This is a genomic window from Cellulomonas sp. Root485 (assembly GCF_001426705.1).
Taxonomy (GTDB): Bacteria; Actinomycetota; Actinomycetes; order Actinomycetales; family Cellulomonadaceae; genus Cellulomonas.
Genome location: NZ_LMFC01000001.1, coordinates 289,684 through 311,082 on the forward strand (window position 1 = coordinate 289,684; position 21,399 = coordinate 311,082).

Genomic DNA, 21,399 nt, shown 5'->3' on the forward strand with positions numbered 1-21,399 from the left:
TCAGCCCGTGATGCGGCGGAGGAACTCGCGCGTGCGCTCCTCGCGCGGGTTCTCCAGCACCTGCGCGGGCGTCCCGCGCTCGTGCACCCGGCCCTCGTGCAGGAAGCAGACCTCGTCGGCGACCTCGCGGGCGAAGCCCATCTCGTGGGTGGCGACGACCATCGTCAGCCCGGTCGCCTTGAGCTCGGTCAGCAGGGAGAGGACCTCGCCGACGAGCTCCGGGTCCAGGGCGCTGGTCACCTCGTCGAGCAGCATGACGGCGGGCTTGGCGACGAGCGCGCGGGCGATCGCGACGCGCTGCTGCTGCCCGCCGGACAGCTCGTCGGGGAAGGCCTGCGCCTTGGCGGCGAGCCCGACCCGGTCGAGCACGGCCAGCGCCTCTTCCTCGGCCTGCGCGGGCGACGTCTTGTGCACCAGCCGCGGGGCCAGGGTCACGTTGTCGATCACGCGCAGGTGGGGGAAGAGGTTGTACGCCTGGAACACCATGCCGATCCGGGCCCGGATCGCGTTGGCGTCGAGCCGCGGGTCGGTGATGTCCTGCCCCTCGAGCTCGATCACGCCGTCGTCGACGTCCTCGAGCAGGTCGATGCACCGCAGCAGGGTCGACTTGCCCGAGCCGGAGGCGCCGATGAGGACGACGACCTTGTGGGCGTACACGTCGAGGGAGAGGTCGTCGAGCACGACGTGGTCGCCGAACGCCTTGCGGACCCCGCGCACGGACAGCAGCGGGCTCTCGAGGGTCGGCGGGTGCCGCAGACCCGGGTCGCGCAGGGGTCCCGGGCTCATCGCAGCGCCCCGCCGCCGGCCAGCGAGCTCTGCGCGCCGACCCATCCGGAACGTCGCGCCAGCACGTCCGTGAACCGCGTCAGGGGGATGGTCAGCGCCACGAACAGCACCCCGGCGACGACGTACGGCGTGAAGTTGGCGTAGCGCGCGGTCTCGATCTGCGCGGCGCGCACGGCGTCGATGGCTCCGAGGATCGAGATGAGGCCGGAGTCCTTGGACAGGGCGACCAGGTCGTTCAGGAGCGGCGGGACGACTCTGCGGACCGCCTGGGGGAGCACCACGTGCTGCATCGCCTGCGCCCGGGTCAGCCCGAGCGAGCGCGCGGCGGCGACCTGGGAGGGGTGCACCGACTCGATCCCGGCGCGGAACACCTCCGCGACGTACGCCGAGTAGGTGAGCACGAGCGCGAGCGTGCCCAGCGCCACAGCCGACGTCGGGATGCCCTGCAGCCGCAGGCCGGGCAGCCCGAACCCGACGAGCAGCAGCACGAGGATCAGGGGCAGCCCACGGAACACGTCGACGTACCCGGTGGCCAGCGCCCGGACGGGGAAGAACACCGGACCGCGCAGGGTGCGGGCCAGCGCCAGTCCCATCGCGACGATCACGATGAGGACCGCGCTGACCGCCATGACCCGGATGTTCAGCCACAGCCCCTGCAGGATCGCGGGGAACGACTCCTGCGCGACCTCCCAGTCGAAGAAGGACGCCTTGACCCGCGGCCACCCGGGCGAGGACGTCAGGGCGAGGACCGCGACGGCGACCAGGGCGATCGTCGACACGACGGCCACCGCGGTGGACCTGTGGGCACGGCTGCGGCGGTAGGCGTCCCGCTCCTGCTGGCGCTCGGACGGGACCCAGCTCACTGGAGGACCGGTGCACCCGCGGCGTCGGTGAGCCACTTCGCCTCGAGGTCGCCCAGGGTGCCGTCCTCGTCCAGGGCGTCGACCGCGTCGGTGACCGGGCCGGTCAGGGCGCTGCCCTTGTCCAGCACGAGCCCGAACTCGTCACCACCGGCGCTGTCCGGCAGCTGGCCCAGCAGGACCCCGCCGTCGAGCTCCGCCGCGGTGATGTAGAGCGCGGTCGGCAGGTCCACGACGATCGCGTCGACGAGCCCCGAGGTCAGCGCCTGCTTGACCTGGTCGTTGTCGTTGAACGGCGACACCGGGGTGGTCGGGTCGATGGTCTCCTGGGCCGCGGTCAGGCTCGTCGTGCCCACCATCGCGCCGATCTTCAGGCCCTTCAGGTCCGCGAGCGTCGATGCGTCCGCGCCGGCCGACCCCTCCAGCGTCACGACGGCCTGCGAGGTCGTGTAGTACGGCGACGAGAAGTCGAGGTTGGCCTTGCGCTCGTCGCTGATCGACACCTGGTTGATCGCGAAGTCGAAGTCCTTCGCGCCCGGCGCGATGATCTGGTCGAAGCTGGCGACGGTCCACTCGACGTGGTCCTTGTCGAAGCCCAGCTGGTCGGCCACCGCGTACGCCACGGCGGACTCGAAGCCCTCGCCGTTGGTCGGGTCGCTGTCGACGACCCACGGCTCGTACGCGGGGTCGGACGTGGCGATCGTCAGGACGCCGTCCTTGATCGTGGCCAGCGAGCCGTCCGTCGCGGCGTCGGACGAGCCCGCGTCCTCCGTCGGTGCGCAGGCGGCGAGCGCCAGGGCGGCGATGGCGGCGAGAGTGGTCCAGCGGGCTGTGCGCACGGCGTGCTCCGGGGTGTCGTGGGAACGTCTGGCACAGGATACGAGGGAACCTCGTCACGACCGCGAGCGTTCCACGGGTGCACCGAGTCAGGAGAGAGAGCAACCATGGGTCACCGGCACTACAACGGTCTGAAGACCGCCGCGTTGTTCGGCGTGATGTGGGCCGTCCTCCTCGGCATCGGGTGGTTGCTCGGTCGCGGTACCCCGAAGTTCCTGCTCCTGTTCACGGTCCTCGGCCTCGTGATGACGGCCTTCAGCTACTGGAACTCCGACAAGATCGCGATCCGCGCGATGAAGGCCCGGCCGGTCAGCGAGATCGAGCAGCCGGCCATGTACCGGATCGTGCGCGAGCTCTCCACGGCCGCCCGCCAGCCGATGCCGCGTCTCTACATCTCGCCGACGGCCGCGCCCAACGCCTTCGCCACCGGCCGCAACCCGAAGAACGCCGCGGTCTGCTGCACCGAGGGGATCCTGCAGATCCTCGACGAGCGCGAGCTGCGCGGCGTCCTCGGTCACGAGCTCATGCACGTCTACAACCGCGACATCCTCACGTCCTCGGTGGCCGCGGCCGTCGCCGGGGTGATCACCTCGCTCGCGCAGTTCGCGCTCTTCTTCGGCGGCGGCAGCGACCGCGACCGCGGGGGCAACCCGCTGGCCGGCCTGCTCCTCGCGCTCCTCGCGCCGCTCGCCGCGATGATGGTCCAGCTCGCCATCACCCGCACCCGCGAGTTCGACGCGGACGAGGACGGTGCCCGCCTCACCGGCGACCCGCTCGCGCTGGCCTCCGCGCTGCGCAAGCTCGAGCAGGGCACCAGGGCGCGACCGCTGCCGCAGGACCGCGAGCTGGTCGACGTGTCCCACCTGATGATCGCGAACCCGTTCCGCGGCGCGGGCCTGGCCCGGCTGTTCTCGACGCACCCCCCGATGGCCGACCGCATCGCCCGCCTGCAGGCCCAGGCCGGCCCGCAGGACGGCATCTCCCGCTACTGAGGTCAGCGCGCGACCACGTCGAGCCAGGCCTGCCGGGCGACCAGCGCCGTCGTGATGCATCAGACTCGTGCGCGGTCGACCTGGTCGTCGTCGGCGGTCGGGACCGAGGCGGACGGGGTGCGCGGGTATGAGCGAGCACGACGAGGAGCTGCGAGCAGAGCTGCGGCACGAGCTGCGGCACCGGGTGCGGCCGCTGACCGCGATCGTCGCCCCGGGGGAGGAGCGGCGGGCCACGCCGTTGGAGCTGCTGTACGACCTCACGTACGTGATCGCGTTCGGAGCGGCGGCGGAGGAGCTCGCCGCCGCGGTGGCGGGCGGTCACGTCGGGGCCGGCGTCGGGGCCTACCTCTTCGCGATCTTCGCGGTCGGGTGGGCCTGGCTGAACTTCACCTGGTACACGTCCGCGTACGGTAACGACGACGCGCTGTTCCGCGTCGCCACGTTCGTGCAGATGGTCGGCGCGCTGATCCTGGTGTTCGGCCTGCCGCAGAGCTTCGAGGACGCCGTCGAGGGGCACAGCCCGAACAACCTGCTGCTGGTCGTCGGCTACCTGGTCATGCGGGTGCCGCTGATCGCCCTCTGGCTGCGGGCGGCGGCGCACGATCCCGACCACCGTCGGACCACGTGCGCCTACGCGATCACCATCACGGTGGCGCAGCTCGGGTGGCTGCTGACCGCTGTGATCCCGATGCCCACGACGGCCGCGGTGGTCGCGCTCGTCCTCCTGGTCGCGGCCGAGATGACCGCCCGCGTGGTGATCGAGAACGTGCTGGGCTGGACGCCGTGGGATGCCGGCCACATCGCCGAGAGGTTCGGCCTGCTCACGCTGATCACCCTCGGCGAGATCGTCTTCGCCACCACCCGCACCGTCGGCGTCCTCACCCAGGACCAAGGGTGGTCGCTCGGCGCGGTCGTCATCGCCACGTCCGGCCTCGTCCTGGCGGCCGGCCTCTGGTGGGCATACTTCCTCGTCCCGTCCCGGGTGCTGCTGCGCCTCTGGCCCGCACGCGTCTTCGCGTGGAGGTACACCCATCTGCTCCTCTTCGCGGCGATCCCCGCGGTCGGCTCCGGACTGCGCGTGGCAGCGGACGGCCTGGAAGGGGGCGAGCTGACCCTGATGCAGATCACCCTGGCGCTCGCCCTGCCGGTCGCGTGCGTGCTCCTGCTGATCTTCGTCCTGTGGAGCGTCCTCGTGCGGTCCTACGACCTGACCCACGTCCCGCTGCTGCTCGTCTCCCTCGTGCCGCTGGCCGCCGCAGTCGTCGTCGCGGCGGCCGTCGGCCAGGACGTGCCGTTCGACTCCGAGAGTGCGTCGGCACTGAGCGCACTGATCGCGATCGTCGCGCTCGTCGCCTGCAGCGTGGTCGTGGAGGTCGTCGGGCACGAGATCGTCGGGTATCCGCACACCCTGCGCGTCGTGGAACGTCAGCTGCACGAGCAGGCGGCCGCGGGAGCCCCGACGGCCGCCTGACCGAGTGGATCAGCGGTAGTTGGTGAACTGCAGGTCGGCGTCGACGTCGGCGCCCTTGAGCAGTGCGATCACGGCCTGCAGGTCGTCGCGGCTCTTGCCGGTCACGCGCAGCTCGTCGCCCTGGATCTGCGTCTTGATGCCCTTGGGCCCCTCGTCGCGCACGATCTTGGCCACCTTCTTGGCGGTCTCGCTGCTCAGGCCCTCTTTGATGAGGGCCTCGAGGCGGTACTCCTTGCCGGACGGCTTGGGCTCGGGACCGTCGTCGCCCCCGGTGTCCAGCGACTTCAGCGAGATGCCCCGCCGGATCAGCTTGGTCTGGAACACGTCGAGGACGGCGAGCACCCGCTCCGAGGAGTTGGCGATCATGAGGATCTTCTCGCCGCTCCACGCGATCGACGCGCCCACGCCCTTGAAGTCGTACCGCTGGGCGATCTCCTTGCTGGCCTGGTTGAGGGCGTTGTCCACCTCCTGGCGGTCGACCTTGCTGACGACGTCGAACGAGGCTTCGCTCGCCATGGCATTCCTCCTGCTGCCCGCGATGCCGCAGGCTGGTCGCTCGGGGGCAGGCGCCTGTTTCGCTAGCACCGCCCGGGTGTTGCTATCCTTCCACCCGCACGCTGCACGCGCGTTCGCCCCTGGGGCGTCCTCTCGTTCGGCAGGCATCCCCGGCGGGTTACCCGAGTGGCCAAAGGGGGCTGACTGTAAATCAGCTGGCAACGCCTACGGGGGTTCGAATCCCTCACCCGCCACGTTGCGACACGACCCCGGACCTGCGCGGTCCGGGGTCGTGTCATGTCCGGGCCGTGCGGGCGCGCACGTCCGCGGGCGGGATGCCGAGTGCGCGCAGGAGCGTCGCCGCCGGGTCGGGCTCGTCTCGGGTCAGCAGCGCGAGGAGCAGGTGCCGCGGGGTGACGCGGCGGGACTTCTCGGTGGCCGCCATCGTGTAGGCGAGCGGCAGGACCGCGCGGAACCCTGACGTCGGCTGCCGGGCGCTGCGCCGGCTGATCGCGACGGTCCCGTCGAGGTCGGGGCTCGTGATGCCGATGGCCGCGAGCGCGGTCCGGTCGAGCGTGCGCAGCTGCGACCTCGCGGTGTCGAGGTCGACGCCCACGAGCTCGGCGGTCGTCGGGTCGTGCAGCAGGCCGAGGAGCAGGTGGTCGGTGCCGACGCGCCGGTCCCCGCGGAGGGCGGCCTCGTCGTCGCCGGCGGCGACCACCGACCGTGCAGCGGGCGTGAGTCGATCGAACACGGAGGATCCCTACTTCCCGTACTTGGCGTGCACCGACTGGCGGGCCACCCCGAGGGCGTCGCCGATCTGCTCCCAGGACCAGCCCTGCTCCCGGGCGAGGGCGACCTGCTGTGCCTCCACCTGCTCCGCGAGGCGCCGCAGCGCGCCGACGGCCCGCAGCCCGACGGCGGGGTCGGTCGTGCGGAGCTGGGCGGAGAGGTCGTCGGCCATGGTGTCAGTTTGGATTGACAGAAGGCGACGTGTCAATCCAGACTGACACGTCAGGCCAGACTGACGGACGGAGCCGGTGATGGTGGTGGAGGTCGAGGGACTGCGCATGCGGTACGGGTCCCGGGACGTGCTGGACGACGTGTCCTTCGGTATGGAGCGCGGGCGGGTGGTGGCGCTGCTCGGACCGAACGGCGCCGGCAAGACGACGACGATCGAGATCCTCGAAGGCTTCCGGAGGCGTTCGGCAGGCCGCGTGGCGGTGCTGGGCGTCGACCCCGCGCACGGGACGGAGCAGTGGCGTGCCCGCGTCGGCATCGTCCTGCAGTCGTGGCGCGACCACGGCCGGTGGCGGGTGCGCGAGATCCTCGCGCACCTGGGGTCGTACTACGCGCCGTACTCGACGCCGGACACCGCGCGCCCCTGGGACGTGGACGACCTGATGGCCGCCGTCGGGCTCACCGACCAGGCCGACCAGGAGGTGCGACGACTGTCCGGTGGCCAGCGCCGCCGGCTCGACGTCGCGGTCGGCGCGGTGGGCCGCCCCGAGGTGCTCTTCCTCGACGAGCCGACGGCCGGGTTCGACCCGGAGGCTCGTCGGGAGTTCCACGACCTGGTGCGACGGCTCGTGCGCGATCACGGCACGACGGTCCTGCTCACCACCCACGACCTCGCGGAGGCCGAGACCCTCGCGGACCGCATCCTCGTGCTGGACGGCGGGCGCATCGTGGCCGACGGCACCGCGGCCGACCTGGCGCACCGCCTCGCGCGCGACGACGAGGTGCGCTGGTCGGTGGGCGGCGAACGGTTCGTGCGGTCGACACCGCACTCCACCGCGTTCGCGCGTGACCTCTTCGCCGTGCACGGCGAGGACCTCGCCGACCTGGAGATCCGGCGCGCGTCGCTCGAGGACGCGTACCTGGCGCTCGTGCGGCAGGCCGAGTCGGGACAGCGGGTGGCGTCATGAGGCCCGGGCTCGCGCGCGGCGCCATCGAGCTGCGGCAGTCGCTCACCGGCCCGGACCTCGTCGGCCACCTGCTGTGGCCCGTCGTGACGCTCGTCGCCCTCGCGCTGCTGCAGCACCGGGACCTCGGCGCCGGCCAGAGCCTGGGTGCGTACGCGCTGCCGGGCGTCGTGGGGATGTTCGTCGCCCTCGGCATGCTGCTGGACGTCCAGTACCTCAGCGCCGACCGGGAGGACGGGACCGTGCTCCGCGCACGGGCCGTGCCCGGCGGGATCACCGGCTACCTCGTCGGGAAGCTGGTCACGGTCTCCGGGACGGTCGGGCTGTACGTCGGCGTCGTCGTGGCCGGGGGAGCGCTGCTGATCGACGGCGTCGACCTCCGGAGCGTCGACTGGGTGACGTTCACGTGGGTGCTCCTGCTGGGTCTCGTCGCGACCCAGTCGCTCGGCCTCGTGCTCGGTGCGCTCGTGCGGAGCCCGCGCAGCGCCGGGTACGTCTCGCTGCCCGTCGTGGGACTCATCGCGATCTCCGGGATCTTCGTCCCGCTCACCGCGCTCGCGGCCGGGTGGCAGGCGGTGGCCCAGGTGTTCCCGGTCTACTGGCTCGGCCTCGGGATGCGCGCCGCCTTCCTCCCGGACGCGGCAGCCGTCGCGGAGCTCGGCGGGTCGTGGCGCCCGCTGGAGACCGCTGCGGTGCTCGGCGCGTGGGCGCTGGTCGGCGTCGTCCTCGCGCCCGTCGTGCTGCGGCGCATGGCGCGCAAGGAGTCGGGGTCGAGCGTCGCGGCGCGGCGGGACCGGGCGCTGCAGCGCGTCGGCTAGGGCTGTGGGCGCGGCCTGGCAGGGTGGGCGCGTGCCCGACACCACCCGCGAGTCAGCCCTCGCCGTCCTGCGCCGCCTGGTCGGCAACCCGGAGGCCGACTTCCACGACGGTCAGTTCGAGGCGATCGAGACGCTCGTCGACGACCACCGTCGTGCCCTCGTCGTCCAGCGCACCGGGTGGGGGAAGTCCGCGGTCTACTTCGTCGCGACGATGCTGCTGCGCGAGCGCGGCGCCGGTCCGACCGTCCTGGTCTCGCCGCTGCTGGCCCTCATGCGCGACCAGGTCGCGGCTGCGGAGCGTGCCGGGGTGCGCGCCGTGGCGATCAACTCGACCAACGCCCACGAGTGGGACGAGCTGCTCCAACGGCTGGGGGCCGACGAGGTCGACGTGCTGCTCGTCTCGCCGGAGCGGCTGAACAACCCCGCGTTCCGCGAGAACCAGCTGCCCGCGCTCGTGCAGCGCCTCGGCATGCTCGTCGTCGACGAGGCGCACTGCATCAGCGACTGGGGGCACGACTTCCGCCCGGACTACCGGCGGCTGCGCGACCTCATCGCGGAGATGCCCCCGGGCGTGCCCGTGCTGGCGACGACGGCGACCGCGAACAGCCGCGTGGTGGCCGACGTCGCGGAGCAGCTGGGCACCGGCGGCACGGACGGGGTCCTGACCATCCGCGGGCCGCTCGCCCGAGCCTCCTTGCGCCTGGGCGTCCTGCGCCTGCCCACCGCCCGTGCCCGGCTCGGCTGGCTGCTCAGCCACCTGGGCGACCTGCCCGGCTCCGGCATCATCTACACGCTCACCGTGGCCGCGGCCCAGGACACCGCGCGCCTGCTGCGCGAGGCGGGGCACGACGTCCGCGCCTACACCGGCCAGACCGACCCCGCCGAGCGCGAGGACGCGGAGGCGGCGCTCAAGGCCAACACGGTCAAGGCGCTGGTCGCGACGAGCGCCCTCGGCATGGGATTCGACAAGCCGGACCTCGGCTTCGTGCTGCACCTCGGGGCGCCCTCGTCGCCCGTGTCCTACTACCAGCAGGTGGGTCGCGCCGGCCGCGCGACGGCGAGCGCCGACGTGCTGCTGCTTCCTGGCCCGGAGGACCGCGACATCTGGCAGTACTTCGCCACGGCCTCCATGCCCGACGAGGACCGGGCGCAGCGCGTGATCGCGGAGCTGTCGCAGCGGCCCCTGTCGACCCCGGCGCTGGAGGCCCGCGTCGACGTCCGCCGCACGCCCCTGGAGCTGCTGCTCAAGGTCCTCGACGTCGACGGTGCCGTCCGGCGGGTCCAGGGCGGCTGGGTGGCCACCGGGCAGCCGTGGACGTATGACGCCGAGCGGTACGCGCGCATCGCCGCGGCCCGCCAGGCGGAGCAGGAGCACATGCTCGAGTACGAGCGCACCGACGGCTGCAGGATGGAGTTCCTGCAGCGCAGCCTCGACGACGAGACGGCGACCCCGTGCGGACGCTGCGACTCCTGCGCGGGCGCCTGGTACCCGCAGGGCATCGCCGAGGGCGCGGCGGCGTCGGCCGAGCGGTCGCTCGACCGCGTCGGTGTCCCGGTCGAGCCGCGAGCGCAGTGGCCGGTGGGCGCCGACCGGCTCGGGCTGCCGGTGCGCGGCAAGATCGCCGAGGGGGAGCGGGCCGACGAGGGCCGAGCGCTCGCCCGGCTGACCGACCTGGGCTGGGGGACGGCCCTGCGGGACGTCTTCGCGGCCGGCGCGCCCGACGCGCCGATCACCTCCGCGATGCTCGCGGGCTGCGTGCGCGTGCTGGCCCAGTGGGGCTGGGACGAGCGACCGACGGCGGTCGTCGCGCTGCCGTCGCGGCACCGTCCGCTGCTCGTCGACTCCCTCGCACGGGGGCTCGCGGAGATCGGCCGGCTGCCCTACGTCGGCGCCCTGGCACCCCGAGACGGCGGTCCGGCCGGGGGACCGGGCGGCAACAGCGCGTTCCGGCTCGCGGGCGTCTGGGGTCGCTTCGACGCGTCCGCGCTGGAGCTCCCGGGCGGACCGGTGCTGCTCGTCGACGACCTCGTCGACAGCCGCTGGACGATGACCGTCGCCGCCCGCGAGCTGCGGCTGGCCGGGGCGTCCGCGGTGCTGCCGTTCGCGCTCGCGCTGCGCGGCTGATCAGCTGGTTCGCAGGGTGACGCCCTGCTCCGCCAGCCGGGCCACGGCGCGCAAGGTGGTGGGCAGGGCGACAGCGGCGGTGAGGTCGAGCAGGACGGTCGCGGTGAAGCCCGCCGCCCGCGCGTCCGACGCGGTCGCGGCGACGCAGTGGTCCGTGGCCAGGCCGACGATGTCGACGTCGGTGACGCCGTCCGCGGCCAGGACCTGCGCGAGCGAGGTGCCGTCCGCCCCGACGACCTCCCCCTCGAACCCGGAGTAGTCCTGGCGCCCCTGCCCCTTGCGGACGTGCAGGGTGTGCGCCGGCAGCTGCAGGTCCGGGTGGTACCGGGCTCCGGGGGTGTCGGCGACGCAGTGCACCGGCCAGGTCGTCACGAAGTCGGGCTCGGCGCCCACGGCGAAGTGACCGTCGTTGGTGTCCGGCAGCGGCGCGTGCCAGTCCCGGGTCGCCACGACCACCGCGTACCGGTCGGCCTGCTGGGCCACGTAGTCGGTCACCGCGCGGGCCACGGCGCTCCCGCCGCTGACGGCGAGCGCGCCGCCCTCGCAGAAGTCGTTCTGGACGTCGACGACGATCAGTGCCCGGGTGCCCACGCCCCCATCATGCGCCCGGTGTCAGGAGGTGGCGCCGCAGGTGTAGGTGCCGTCGGTCACGGAGATGGTGTTGCCGTCGTAGAGGGTGTCGAAGGTGCCGGCATCCTGCGCCGTCGCGAACACGACCCCGACACCGAGCGGGTCGGCGAACCCGGTGAGGCCCGCCAGGCGCTCCTCGGCCCCGCTCTGGCAGGCGGGGTCCCACGGCAGGGTCTGGTAGCCCAGCGCGGCCAGCGAGTCGATCGACGGCTGGAGGGCTGTGGTGTCCCCTTCGCCGGTCTCCACGACGTCGGTCCAGACGACGAACAGCGGCTCGGTCGTCGTGGCCGGGTCGATGGCCGTGGGCCACGCCGGGGTGGTCGCGGCGACCGACGGGTCCGCGGCGGTGTCGTCGTCGTCGCCGCCCCCGCCGGTGCAGGCGGCGGTGCTGAGCAGGGCGGCGGAGAGCATGAGGGCAGCAACGATGCTGCGTCGGGGCTGGCGCATGGGCGGGATCGTGGCACGCGAAGACCGGCGACGACCATGAGATGAAAGGTTTAGGCAACCGGCGGTGCGACCGCCTCCCGGAGCCGATTTCGCGAGCACCCCACAGCCCGTGTAACCTTGCTCGCGCTGCCCCGATAGCTCAGTCGGCAGAGCGTCTCCATGGTAAGGAGAAGGTCAAGGGTTCGATTCCCTTTCGGGGCTCTGTGGTGTGTTCGAAGGAAGTGCCGTGATTGCGCGGCACGGACCTTGGGCACATCGACATGGCGGGGTAGCTCAGGTGGTTAGAGCACACGGCTCATAATCGTGGTGTCGCGGGTTCGAGTCCCGCTCCCGCTACTTCCAGTGACACAACAGCGCGTCGGCCGGCGCGCAATGACGAGATCGCATGCATCCCGTACCGGGTGCGAGAGGTGGCAAGACCATGGCCAGCAAGAGCTCGGACGTCCGTCCGAAGATCACGCTCGCGTGCACGGAGTGCAAGGAGCGGAACTACATCACCAAGAAGAACCGTCGGAACGACCCCGACCGTCTCGAGATGAAGAAGTTCTGCCCCCGCGACAACCGTCACACCCTGCACCGCGAGACCCGCTGACCTCGGACCGATGCCGGTCGACGTCGGTTACGCGGGTCGTCAGTACCCGCCGACCGCTGCCTACGAGGTAGGCCGCCAGAAGCTGCAGGAGTTCGCCGACGCGGTCGGCGCCTCCCACCAGGCCCACACGGATCCGTCGGTGGCGCGCACGCTCGGGTATCCCGACGTCATCGCGCCGCCGACGTTCGCCGTCGTCGTGGCCCAGCGGGCCGAGGCCCAGCTGTTCGAGGACCCCGCTGCGGGGATCGACTTCAGCCGTGTCGTGCACGCCGACGAGCGCTTCACGCACCACCGTCCCATCCACGCGGGCGACCGCCTGGTCACGGTGCTGCACGTCGACTCCATCACCGTGCGTGCCGGGCTGGCGATGATCACCACGCGTGCCGAGATCACGTCCGAGGACGGCGAGCCGGTCACCACCGTGATCTCCACGCTGGCCGTGCGCCCGGAGGACTCATGAGCCTGACCGTCGGCGACGAGGTCGCCCGCCGCGAGATCACCGTCGACCGCGCCCGGCTCGTCCGGTACGCGGGTGCGAGCGGCGACTTCAACCCGATCCACTGGAACGACCGTGTCGCCACCGCCGTCGGCCTGCCGGGCGTCATCGCGCACGGCATGTGGACCATGGGCGCGGCCTCGAGCGTCGTCGCCGACTGGATCGGTGACCCGGGCGCGGTGCTCGACTACCAGGTGCGCTTCACGCGCCCGGTGCCCGTGCCGGACCCGGGTGCGGCGACCATCGAGGTGACCGCGGTCGTCGGCGCCCTCGACCCCGAGGCGGGAACCGCCCGCATCGACCTCACGGTCGCGGTGGACGGTGTCCGGGTGCTCGGCAAGGCGCAGGCGCTGGTCCGCCTCAGCTGACGTCGGGCGCCGGCCCTGTCGTCGTCCCGATCCGCAGGGTCACCGGCAGCTCCCGGACGGACGGCCCCGCCCCGGACAGGAAGTCCGCGACGGCCTGACCGACGGCGGCACCCTTCTCGGCGAGCGGCTGCACGACCGTCGTCAGCACGTCGGGGGCCAGCCAGGGCAGGTCCAGGCCGTCGAACCCGCTGACCGACACGTCCTCGGGGACGCGCAGCCCGAGCTCGCGTGCCGCGAGCACCACGCCGGAGGCGAGCAGGTCGGACTGGCACGCGATGGCGGTGGGCCGCTCCGGGCCGGACAGCAGGGCGACCCCGGCGGTGCGGCCGTGCTCGACCAGCGACGCCGGCGTCGCCCAGATCGCCGTCGGGGTCACTCCCGCGTCGGTCACCCCCGACAGCCGGCGTCGGGTGATCTCCCAGTCGAGGTGGTCCAGCCGGTCGGACGGGACCAGGCCCTCGCTCCGGCAGCGGTCGAAGGGGAGGGTCACGGTTGCGATCCTGGTGTGGCCGAGCTCCAGGAGGTGCTCCGTGGCGCGGCGCATCCCGCCGCGGTCGTCGATGCCGACGGAGGCCACGTCCGGGGCCGGCTGACCCTCGACGAGCACGGTCGGGGTCCCTCGCCGACGTAGGGCACCGAGCATCGGGTCGTCGGTGGTGCCGCCCCACATGATGACGGCGACGTCCATGGCGGCCGTCTCGAGGAGCGGGTCCACCGCGGGGCCGCTCGGGTCGCTCGAGCCGGGGATGAGCAGGACGCCGAGGTCGAGCGGTCCGAGGGTGCTGACCAGCCCGTCGAGCACCTGGATCGAGACGGGGTCGCGGAACGCCCGGCGCAGGGAGTCGCCGACGACGACGCCGACGATCCCGGACCGGCCACGCCGCAGCTGGCGACCGAGGGGGTTGGGCCCGGAGTAGTCGAGCGCGGCGGCGGCGTCCAGGACCCGCTGACGGGTCGCCGCGGCGATCGGGCCGGCGCCGGAGAACGCGAGCGAGGCGGTCGACACCGAGACGTGCGCGGCGGCGGCGACGTCGGCCAGGGTGGGGCGTTGCGGAGACAGGGTCGGACCTCCGGTTCGGCGTCGCGGGACCAGGGGAGCGCGACGCGCGGGCAGCGCGCACAGGTTTGACGCAGCGGCCAGCGTACCCGCAGAATGGCGGCGTCCCTCAAATCGATTCGACCTGACCGACGGCGCACGATTCGAATCGATTCGATGCGAAGCCAGAACCCATGGAGCAGCACGTGCGCCACCCCACCGCCTCCGTGAGTCGGAGCCGCTGGCTCCGGGCCTGCAACGTCGCCCCGGACCGACCGTCGATCGAAGGCCCGTCCGGGCGTCATGACGACGAGCCGCTCGCGCACGTCGCCGACGCCGACCCCGACCCGTACGCCGCGATCGTGGCCCGGCACGCCGACCACGTGACCGCTCGTACCCGTTCCATCCGGCGCCGCCGACCCCGTGCGCGTGCCCTGACCACGAGACGGACGACATCATGAGCACCGGAGGGCCGATGACGACGCCAGCGGGACACGACGACGAGCTGACCACCCCGAGCGCGCCCGGACGCGTCTCGCGGTCGGTGGAGCGAGCGTCGATCGCCGTGTTCGCCGTCTTCTTCCTCAACGGGTTCAACTTCGCCACCTGGGCGGCCCGCCTGCCGGCCATCCGGGACGGTCTCGACTTCTCACCCGCGCAGATGGGCCTGCTCCTGCTGGTCGGCTCCGTCGGGTCGCTCGTCGCGCTGCCGCTGTCCGGCATGGTGGTCGAGCGGCTCGGCGCGCGCCGCACGGTGCTCGCGTTCGCGTGCCTGAACGCGACCGGGCTGATCGTGGCGTCCGTCGGGGTCGCGCTCGGCCAGGTCCTCGTCGTCGGGCTCGGTCTGGTGATGTTCGGCGTCGGCACCGGGGTGTGGGACGCGTCGATGAACGTCGAGGGGGCCGTCGTCGAACAGCACCTCGGCCGCACCGTGATGCCGCGCTACCACGCCGGGTTCTCGTTCGGCACGGTCGCCGCCGCCGGGATCGCGGCCGTCGCCGCGGGTCTGCACGTGCCCGTCGTCGTGCACGTCCCCGTCGCCGTGGTCCTGTCCGTGATCGGCGTCGCGTTCGCCGTCCGGGCGTTCCTGCCGATCGTCGACGAGCCCGAGGTGCACCACGGGACCGAGCGCGCCGAGAAGGGCGCCCGAGGGGCGCTCGCCGCCTGGCTGGAGCCACGCACGCTGCTCATCGGGCTCGTCGTCCTCGCCGCGGCCCTGACCGAGGGGTCCGCGAACGACTGGGTCAGCCTCGCGGTCGTCGACGGGTTCGACGTGCAGGACGCCGTGGGCGCGGTGGCGTTCGCCGTCTTCGTCACGGCGATGACCGCGATGCGCTGGTTCGGCACCACGCTGCTCGACCGGTACGGCCGGGTCGCGGTCCTGCGCCTGTGCGCCGGGCTGTCGCTCGTCGGCCTGCTGATCTTCGGTCTCGCGGACCCGCTGTGGCTCGCCGTCGTCGGGATCGTGGCGTGGGGCGCCGGAGCCGCCCTCGGGTTCCCCGTCGGCATGAGCGCCGCCGCCGACGACCCGCTGCGTGCCGCCGCCCGCGTGAGCGTCGTGTCGACCATCGGCTACAGCGCATTCCTGGCGGGACCGCCGCTGCTCGGGCTGCTCGCCCAGCACGTCGGCTACCGGCACGCCCTGCTCGTGATCATCATCCCGATCGTGCTCGGGCTGCTCGTGGTCAACGCCGCCGCGCCGCTGAAGAAGACGGCCCAGGGTTAGCCTGAGCGCGTGCAGACAGAGCTGAGCACGGCCGACTGCTCGCCGGAGTCCGTCCCCCCGACGATCACCTGGCCGGCCCGGACCACCCCCTCCGCCACCCTCGCGGACCTCACGACGCTGCGCGTCGGCGGTGCGCCGCGGCGGTACGTGGAGACCACGACCGAGGCCGAGCTGCTCGACGCGGTCCGCGCGGCCGACGCCGACGGCGAGCCGCTGCTGGTCCTCGGGGGCGGCTCGAACCTCCTGGTCGCCGACGCGGGCTTCGACGGGGTCGTCGTGCGCGACGTCCGCAGCGGCATCGAGGTGCCCGACGCGTCCGCGTGCGCCGGCGCCACGCTCACGGTGCCCGCCGGGACACCCTGGGACGACGTGGTCCGGTACGCCGTGGAGCAGGAGCTGACCGGGATCGAGGCGCTCTCCGGCATCCCCGGCTCCACGGGTGCGACGCCGGTGCAGAACGTCGGTGCGTACGGCCAGGAGGTGGCGCAGAGCATCGCGACCGTCCGGGTCTGGGACCGCGGCCGCGGCAAGGTCCGCACGCTCCCGCTGGTCACTCTCGCGTTCGGCTACCGGACGTCCTTGCTGAAGCGGTCCATGCGCGACTCCGACCCGGCGGACCCGCGTGCCCCCTGGTCGCCGACACCGCGCTACGTGGTGCTCGACGTGACGTTCCAGCTGCGCCCCGGGTCGCTGTCCCGCCCGATCGCCTACGCGGAGCTCGCCCGCACGCTCGGCGTCGAGGTGGGCGGACGAGCCCCGCTCGCGGAGGTCCGCGAGACGGTGCTGGCCCTGCGCGCGCGCAAGGGCATGGTGCTCGACGCGGCCGACCACGACACGTGGAGCGCGGGCTCGTTCTTCACCAACCCGATCCTCGCAGCCGACGAGGTCGCGGCCCTGCCCGCCGACGCTCCCCGCTTCCCGACGGACGACGGCCGCGTGAAGACCAGCGCCGCCTGGCTCATCGAGCGGTCCGGGTTCTCGCGCGGCTTCGGTGCCCCCGGCCCGGCGACGCTGTCGACCAAGCACACGCTCGCCCTGACCAACCGGGGGGAGGCCAAGGCCGAGGACCTGCTGGCCCTCGCCCGTCAGGTGCGCGACGGCGTCCGGTCGTCCTTCGGCGTGGAGCTGGAGCCCGAGCCCGTGCTGGTGGGCGTCACGCTCTGACGTCCGAGCAGGGCACCGTGCACCAGCACGAGCGCCTCGTCGTCGGTCAGCCCGGCCGCGCGGACGGCGGACACGTACGTCTCGGCGGCGCGCCGTGCGAGGTCCGTCGGCACCGACGCCCCCTCGGCGATGACCGTGCCCGCGCGGCGACGCGTCTCGACGACACCCTCGGCCTCGAGCTCCCGGAACGCGCGCGCGACCGTGCCCGCAGCCAGGCCCAGGTCGGTCGCGAGCGCCCGTATGGTCGGCAGCCGGTCGCCCGCGACGAGCCTCCCGGCGGCGACGTGGGCGACCACCTGCGCGCGGATCTGCTCGAACGCGGGGACTCCGGAGGTGAGGTCGACCTCGAGCTGCGCGGTCATCCCGCGACCTGGGCGAACGGCTCGGTGGGCTGCGATGCCGTGGCTCCCCGACGGGCGCGAGACGCCCGGACGGCGACCACGACCGAGACGATCACCAGGGCGACCGAGACGAAGCGGCCGACCGTGCCCACGATCTCGGAGCTGCCCCGCCCCGCGACGTCGGCCCAGACCGGCTGGACGGTGGCCACGGCGTTGGCGGCGAAGAAGAGGCATCCGGCGAGCGTCCACGCGGTGACCAGCTGGACCCCCGCCAGGACCCGTCCGGCGGACGTCCGGCGCAGGCTCACGTCGTCGGCGGGGGAGGTGTCGGACACGGCCGCTCGGCGGGCGACGAGGAGCAGGACGCCGACGCACCCGAGGCCGAGCAGGACCATGGCAGGGACGATGGTCCGGCTGTAATAGAGGCCGGGGAACGGGCTGGAGGTCGAGACCAGCCCGCCGGCGAAGCCGTAGGACAGGCTCCGGCCGTCGGTGCCCGCCGCCAGCGCGCACACGCCCAGCAGCACGCCGAGCGCGACGAGCACGCCGACCGTCCACCACGAGAGGGCGGGCGGTGCCACGTCACGGATACGACGCCGGACCAGCGCCGCACGCCGCACGGCCCCCGCCGGTCGCGGCCAGGTCAGCTCGCCGCCGGCGTGCACGGCGAGGTAGGCGATCCCCGCGATGGCCGGGACCGCCGCGAAGAACATCCCGCGGGACGGTCCGCTCAGGGTGCCGCTCACGCCGGCCGTGAGGAGCGCCGGCAGGGGGACGAGTGCAGTCCACGCGCCGACGGTGACGCGACGGGCGTGCCGCTCGGCGGTGATCCAGGCCTGCGACGGTGTCGCCGGTCCGGCCGTGCGCACGGGCCGCAGCGACCAGCCGAGGCCCGCGACGAGGAGAGCGACGAGCACGAACCAGAGCCAGCTGGCCACGGGAGCCTCCATGTATCAATCAACTAGTGCATTGATACAATCGTCAACGGTGCCGCCTGTCAAGCAGCCAGCCAGGCGTCGATCCCCGCGAGCAGCCGCGCCCGCACGTCGTCCGCCGCTCGGCTCGCCCGGACCGACGCGCGCGCCAGGTCCGCCAGCTCGTCGTCCGAGAACCCGTGCACGTCGCGCGCGATCGCGTACTGGTCCACCAGCCGGGAGTGGAACAGCAGGGGGTCGTCGGCGCCCAGCGCGACGGTGGCCCCGGCCTCGACGAGCGCACGCAGGGGGACCCGGTCCGCCGACTCGTACACCCCGAGCGACACGTTCGACGCAGGGCACACCTCGAGCGCGACGCCCTCGTCGACCACCCGGTCGAGCACCCGGGGATCCTCCACGGAACGCACCCCGTGCCCGAGCCGGTCGGGGCGCAGACGACCGACCACGTCCTCGACGTGCGCGGGTCCCAGCAGCTCGCCGCCGTGCGGCACCGACGCCAGGCCCGCCGCCCGGGCGATCGCGAAGGCCGGCGCGAACTCCGACGTCTCGCCGCGCCGCTCGTCGTTGGACAGGCCGAACCCCACCACCTGCCCCGGACCGTCGCCGGCGTGGTGCGCGGCCAGCCGCGCGAGCGTGCGCGCCTCCAGCGGGTGCCGCATCCGCGACGCGGCCACGATCACGCCGATGTCCACGCCCGTGTCCGCAGCCGCCAGCCGGGCCGCGTCCAGGACGATCTCCAGCGCCGGGGTCAGACCCCCGACGAACGGGGCGTACGACGTCGGGTCCACCTGGATCTCGAGGCGGCCCGACCCCTCCGCGGCGTCGTCCTGCGCCGCCTCCGCGACGATCCGTCGCATGTCGGCCTCGCTGCGCACGCACGCCCGCGCCGCGTCGTACAGCCGCTGGAACCGGAACCAGCCGCGCTCGTCGGCGGGCACGTGCAGCGGGTCGGCGTCGAGCAGCGCGGACGGGAGCCGGATGCCGTGCGTCGCCGCCAGGTCCGCCAGCGTGGAGACCCGCATCGAACCGGTGAAGTGCAGGTGCAGATGGGCCTTGGGGAGCAGGGTCAGATCACGACTCACGCCGCGGTCACACACCCGCCGTGGTCGTCGTCGTGGCATCGATCAACCGGTACCCGACGCCACGGACCGTGTCGAAGTGCTCGGCGCCCACCTTCCGGCGCAGGTACCGCACATAGACGTCGACGACGTTGGAACCCGGGTCGAAGTCGAAGCCCCACACCTCCGACAGCAGGCGCTCGCGCGTCAGGACGTCGCCGGGGTGCCGCAGGAAGGTCTCCGCCAGGGCGAACTCCCGGGCCGACAGGTCGACCTCCTGGTTGCCGACCTTCATCCTGCGCGTGCGCAGGTCCAGCTGCAGCGCGCCGTGCTTGAGCACCGACGTCTCGCCGGCCGTCGCGCCCTGCGCCCGGAGCCGCAGACGTACCCGGGCGAGCAGCTCCTCGAAGCGGAACGGCTTGGCCATGTAGTCGTCGGCGCCGGACTCCAGGCCGGTGACCGTGTCCGTGACAGACGACCGGGCGGTCAGCACGATCACCGGGACGGTCTCGCCGGCGGCCCGCAACCGGCGCAGGACCTCGAAGCCGTCGATGTCGACGAGCCCCAGGTCGAGGATGAGCAGGTCGACGTCGCCGGACTGCACCCGCGACAGAGCCTCTTCGCCGGAGGTCACCGCGCTCGTCTCGAAGCCGGAGGCACGCAGGCCCTTGGCGACGAACGCGGCGATGCGTTCCTCGTCCTCCGCGATGAGGATGTGCGTCATAGGTACTCCACCATCTCGGTGACAGGTTGGGGTTCGCCGTCCACGAGGTCGACGGCCGGCAGGTCCAGGACGAAGACCACGCCGGAGCCGACGTTAGCCGGTGGATGCTCCACGAACACGCGTCCGTGGTGGGCGTGTGCGATGGCGGCGACGATCGGGAGCCCCAGACCGGCCCCGTGCGAGATGCGGTCGGCCTGCCCGCGGTGGAACCGCTCGAAGATGCGGTCGGCCTCGTCGGGCGGTACGCCGGGTCCCTCGTCGCGGACCCACAGGAGCAGCCGGTCACCCGAGACCTCGCTGCCGAGCCGCACCGTCGAGCCCGGCGCCGAGTAGCGGTGCGCGTTCGCGAGGAGCTGCAGCCACGCCTGGGTGATCCGCTGGGCGTCGAGCAGCACGTCGACGTCAGCGCGCGAGGCCACCACCCAGCGCCGGTCCCCGAGGCCCCGTGCCTTGTCGTGCACGTCGTCCGTCAGTCGCCCCACGTCCGTCGGCGCCAGCTGCACGAAGTCCGGACGGTCCGCGGTCGCGAGCGTCATGAGGTCGTCGACGAGTCGCTGCATCCGGTCCAGCTCGTCCAGGGCGAGCGCCTGCGTCGCGCGCACGTCGTCCGGGTCGTCCGGGTCCAGCAGCTCGAGGTGCCCCCGCACGATCGTCAGCGGTGTGCGCAGCTCGTGGCCGACGTCGTCGAGGAGCTCGCGCTGCGACCCGAACGCGCGCTGCAGGCGGTCGAGCATCGCGTTCACGGTGCGGGCCAGGTTGGACAGGTCGTCCTTGCCGGTCACGGTGATGCGTTCCGAGAGGTCGGACTCCGTGATGCGCCGGGTGGTGTCCCGCAGGAGCCGGATGGGGCGCAGGAGCCGGCCGACGACGAACCACGCGACCACGGCGATGACGGCGAGGGCGCCGAGCCCGACCGCGGAGTAGGTCAGGAACGTGCTGCGGAGCCCGGACATCTCCGCCGACCGGTCGAACGCCACCACGAGCAACCCGAACGCCGGGTCGCCGCTGCGCAGCACCGGGACGGCGATCAGCCGGTACTGCGTGACGGATGTGCTGACGGTCCGCGGCACCGACGGGGCGTCGGGCGGGATCTCGGCCAGCACGGCGACGAGCTCGAGGTCGTCCTTGAGCCGCAAGGACCTCGTCTCGGGTGCGGGCTGCAGATGCGACTTGCTGTCGAGCAGCGTGAGCACGCCCTCGTTCTTGCCGGGGACCCGGGAGCGGATACCTTCTCCGAGCACCTCCGCCACGCTGGAGAACGGCTGGCCGGCCCGGTTCTCACCCGCCTCGACGGTCCGGAATGCCGCGACGGCCCGCGACAGGGAGTTGTCGATGCGCTCGTCGGTCTCGGCGGCCTGCAGCGCGAACGCCGTCCCGCCGGCGATCATCACCGTCAGCGCGGACAGCACCACCACGGCGGTCAGCAGCCGGGCGCGGACGGTCAGGTGCGCCAGCGTGCGCTGGTAGGCGGGGATGGCGCCCGTCGTCGCGCCGGTGAGGTCGGCGCGGCGACCGGCGCTGGCGCTGCGGGACATGGACGCAAGTATGTCCGTCGCGCCCGGTTGTGCGCAGG

Annotated in this window: 24 protein-coding genes and 3 tRNA genes; 13 read left to right on the plus strand and 14 right to left on the minus strand. The window is 73.1% G+C overall.

Annotation, left to right across the window (positions count from 1 at the left end; genetic code table 11):
• The 3 genes from ASD16_RS01385 to ASD16_RS01395 are packed head-to-tail and all read right to left on the minus strand — an operon-like array spanning window position 1 to window position 2,485.
• The gene (locus tag ASD16_RS01385; protein WP_055915543.1) at window positions 1–786 is read right to left on the minus strand and encodes an amino acid ABC transporter ATP-binding protein; all 786 of its coding nucleotides are present in this window, start codon (window positions 784–786) and stop codon (window positions 1–3) included.
• Window positions 783–1,649: an amino acid ABC transporter permease gene (locus tag ASD16_RS01390; RefSeq protein ID WP_235523068.1), complete on the minus strand. Its 867-nt coding sequence runs from the start codon at window positions 1,647–1,649 to the stop codon at window positions 783–785. Before ASD16_RS01390 ends, ASD16_RS01385 begins: the two co-directional genes overlap by 4 nt.
• Window positions 1,646–2,485, minus strand: coding sequence for an ABC transporter substrate-binding protein (locus tag ASD16_RS01395; RefSeq protein WP_055912080.1), 840 nt, complete (start codon window positions 2,483–2,485; stop codon window positions 1,646–1,648). The genes ASD16_RS01390 and ASD16_RS01395 overlap by 4 nt, the downstream gene beginning before the upstream one ends.
• Window positions 2,486–2,590: 105 nt before the next feature.
• Here ASD16_RS01395 and htpX point away from each other — a divergent pair, with 105 nt between their 5' ends.
• Together htpX and ASD16_RS01405 are read left to right on the plus strand one after the other, a co-directional pair.
• Window positions 2,591–3,475: a zinc metalloprotease HtpX gene (gene htpX / locus ASD16_RS01400; RefSeq protein WP_055912082.1), complete on the plus strand. Its 885-nt coding sequence runs from the start codon at window positions 2,591–2,593 to the stop codon at window positions 3,473–3,475.
• 127 nt (window positions 3,476–3,602) lie between these two features.
• Complete coding sequence (locus tag ASD16_RS01405) at window positions 3,603–4,946, plus strand: low temperature requirement protein A (protein WP_055912084.1); 1,344 nt, start codon at window positions 3,603–3,605, stop codon at window positions 4,944–4,946.
• A 9-nt stretch (window positions 4,947–4,955) separates the two neighbouring features.
• Here the strand turns inward: ASD16_RS01405 and ASD16_RS01410 are convergent, their stop codons facing one another.
• On the minus strand, window positions 4,956–5,462 hold the full coding sequence (locus ASD16_RS01410) for a YajQ family cyclic di-GMP-binding protein (protein WP_055912086.1): 507 nt from the start codon (window positions 5,460–5,462) through the stop codon (window positions 4,956–4,958).
• 151 nt (window positions 5,463–5,613) lie between these two features.
• Between ASD16_RS01410 and ASD16_RS01415 the strand changes: the two genes are divergently transcribed.
• A tRNA-Tyr gene (locus ASD16_RS01415) sits at window positions 5,614–5,695 on the plus strand.
• 41 nt (window positions 5,696–5,736) lie between these two features.
• Here ASD16_RS01415 and ASD16_RS01420 read toward each other — a convergent pair.
• Together ASD16_RS01420 and ASD16_RS01425 are read right to left on the minus strand one after the other, a co-directional pair.
• Window positions 5,737–6,195: a Clp protease N-terminal domain-containing protein gene (locus ASD16_RS01420; protein WP_055912088.1), complete on the minus strand. Its 459-nt coding sequence runs from the start codon at window positions 6,193–6,195 to the stop codon at window positions 5,737–5,739.
• 9 nt (window positions 6,196–6,204) lie between these two features.
• Complete coding sequence (locus tag ASD16_RS01425; RefSeq protein WP_055912090.1) at window positions 6,205–6,405, minus strand: helix-turn-helix domain-containing protein; 201 nt, start codon at window positions 6,403–6,405, stop codon at window positions 6,205–6,207.
• A 79-nt stretch (window positions 6,406–6,484) separates the two neighbouring features.
• Between ASD16_RS01425 and ASD16_RS01430 the strand changes: the two genes are divergently transcribed.
• Genes ASD16_RS01430 through ASD16_RS01440 form a run of 3 tightly spaced genes read left to right on the plus strand, consistent with a single transcriptional unit; the run spans window position 6,485 to window position 10,309 of the window.
• A complete protein-coding gene (locus tag ASD16_RS01430) occupies window positions 6,485–7,369 on the plus strand; it encodes an ABC transporter ATP-binding protein (RefSeq protein WP_055912092.1) in 885 nt (294 codons plus the stop codon).
• Window positions 7,366–8,184 (plus strand): ABC transporter permease, encoded by an 819-nt coding sequence (locus tag ASD16_RS01435; protein WP_055912094.1) that lies wholly within the window; start codon window positions 7,366–7,368, stop codon window positions 8,182–8,184. Before ASD16_RS01430 ends, ASD16_RS01435 begins: the two co-directional genes overlap by 4 nt.
• A gap of 31 nt (window positions 8,185–8,215) precedes the next feature.
• Window positions 8,216–10,309 (plus strand): RecQ family ATP-dependent DNA helicase, encoded by a 2,094-nt coding sequence (locus ASD16_RS01440; RefSeq protein ID WP_055915545.1) that lies wholly within the window; start codon window positions 8,216–8,218, stop codon window positions 10,307–10,309.
• Here ASD16_RS01440 and ASD16_RS01445 read toward each other — a convergent pair whose 3' ends face one another.
• Complete coding sequence (locus ASD16_RS01445; RefSeq protein ID WP_055912095.1) at window positions 10,310–10,900, minus strand: isochorismatase family protein; 591 nt, start codon at window positions 10,898–10,900, stop codon at window positions 10,310–10,312.
• 21 nt (window positions 10,901–10,921) lie between these two features.
• Window positions 10,922–11,386, minus strand: a complete 465-nt coding sequence (locus ASD16_RS01450) for a hypothetical protein (RefSeq protein WP_157453753.1) — start codon at window positions 11,384–11,386, stop codon at window positions 10,922–10,924.
• A gap of 128 nt (window positions 11,387–11,514) precedes the next feature.
• Here ASD16_RS01450 and ASD16_RS01455 point away from each other — a divergent pair.
• The 5 genes from ASD16_RS01455 (at window position 11,515) to ASD16_RS01475 (ending at window position 12,842) form a co-directional block, all read left to right on the plus strand.
• Window positions 11,515–11,587, plus strand: a tRNA-Thr gene (locus ASD16_RS01455).
• Window positions 11,588–11,648: 61 nt separating this feature from the next.
• A tRNA-Met gene (locus ASD16_RS01460) sits at window positions 11,649–11,722 on the plus strand.
• An 85-nt stretch (window positions 11,723–11,807) separates the two neighbouring features.
• Window positions 11,808–11,978, plus strand: coding sequence for a 50S ribosomal protein L33 (gene rpmG, locus ASD16_RS01465; protein ID WP_029290226.1), 171 nt, complete (start codon window positions 11,808–11,810; stop codon window positions 11,976–11,978).
• Window positions 11,979–11,988: 10 nt separating this feature from the next.
• Window positions 11,989–12,438, plus strand: a complete 450-nt coding sequence (locus tag ASD16_RS01470; protein ID WP_055912098.1) for a MaoC family dehydratase N-terminal domain-containing protein — start codon at window positions 11,989–11,991, stop codon at window positions 12,436–12,438.
• Window positions 12,435–12,842 carry a MaoC family dehydratase gene (locus ASD16_RS01475; protein WP_055912100.1) on the plus strand — a complete coding sequence of 136 codons (408 nt, stop codon included), beginning with the start codon at window positions 12,435–12,437 and terminating at the stop codon, window positions 12,840–12,842. Before ASD16_RS01470 ends, ASD16_RS01475 begins: the two co-directional genes overlap by 4 nt.
• Here the strand turns inward: ASD16_RS01475 and ASD16_RS01480 are convergent.
• Entirely contained in the window at window positions 12,835–13,902 is a 1,068-nt protein-coding gene (locus tag ASD16_RS01480) for a LacI family DNA-binding transcriptional regulator (RefSeq protein WP_235523185.1), read from the minus strand. The genes ASD16_RS01475 and ASD16_RS01480 overlap by 8 nt on opposite strands.
• Window positions 13,903–14,353: 451 nt before the next feature.
• Here ASD16_RS01480 and ASD16_RS01485 point away from each other — a divergent pair, with 451 nt between their 5' ends.
• Together ASD16_RS01485 and ASD16_RS01490 are read left to right on the plus strand one after the other, a co-directional pair.
• Window positions 14,354–15,604, plus strand: coding sequence for an MFS transporter (locus tag ASD16_RS01485; RefSeq protein ID WP_082570670.1), 1,251 nt, complete (start codon window positions 14,354–14,356; stop codon window positions 15,602–15,604).
• Between the two features lie 63 nt (window positions 15,605–15,667).
• Complete coding sequence (locus ASD16_RS01490) at window positions 15,668–16,768, plus strand: UDP-N-acetylmuramate dehydrogenase (RefSeq protein WP_055915551.1); 1,101 nt, start codon at window positions 15,668–15,670, stop codon at window positions 16,766–16,768.
• Here the strand turns inward: ASD16_RS01490 and ASD16_RS01495 are convergent.
• From ASD16_RS01495 to ASD16_RS01515, 5 genes are read right to left on the minus strand one after another with little or no spacing between them, the layout of a single operon-like run.
• Window positions 16,690–17,130, minus strand: a complete 441-nt coding sequence (locus tag ASD16_RS01495; RefSeq protein WP_055912103.1) for a GntR family transcriptional regulator — start codon at window positions 17,128–17,130, stop codon at window positions 16,690–16,692. The genes ASD16_RS01490 and ASD16_RS01495 overlap by 79 nt on opposite strands.
• The gene (locus tag ASD16_RS01500; protein WP_157453754.1) at window positions 17,127–18,047 is read right to left on the minus strand and encodes a hypothetical protein; all 921 of its coding nucleotides are present in this window, start codon (window positions 18,045–18,047) and stop codon (window positions 17,127–17,129) included. Before ASD16_RS01500 ends, ASD16_RS01495 begins: the two co-directional genes overlap by 4 nt.
• Window positions 18,048–18,106: 59 nt before the next feature.
• The gene (locus ASD16_RS01505; protein ID WP_055912107.1) at window positions 18,107–19,165 is read right to left on the minus strand and encodes an adenosine deaminase; all 1,059 of its coding nucleotides are present in this window, start codon (window positions 19,163–19,165) and stop codon (window positions 18,107–18,109) included.
• Window positions 19,134–19,826, minus strand: coding sequence for a response regulator transcription factor (locus ASD16_RS01510; protein ID WP_055912109.1), 693 nt, complete (start codon window positions 19,824–19,826; stop codon window positions 19,134–19,136). The genes ASD16_RS01505 and ASD16_RS01510 overlap by 32 nt, the downstream gene beginning before the upstream one ends.
• On the minus strand, window positions 19,823–21,361 hold the full coding sequence (locus ASD16_RS01515; RefSeq protein ID WP_082570542.1) for a cell wall metabolism sensor histidine kinase WalK: 1,539 nt from the start codon (window positions 21,359–21,361) through the stop codon (window positions 19,823–19,825). Before ASD16_RS01515 ends, ASD16_RS01510 begins: the two co-directional genes overlap by 4 nt.
• Window positions 21,362–21,399 lie beyond the last annotated feature (38 nt).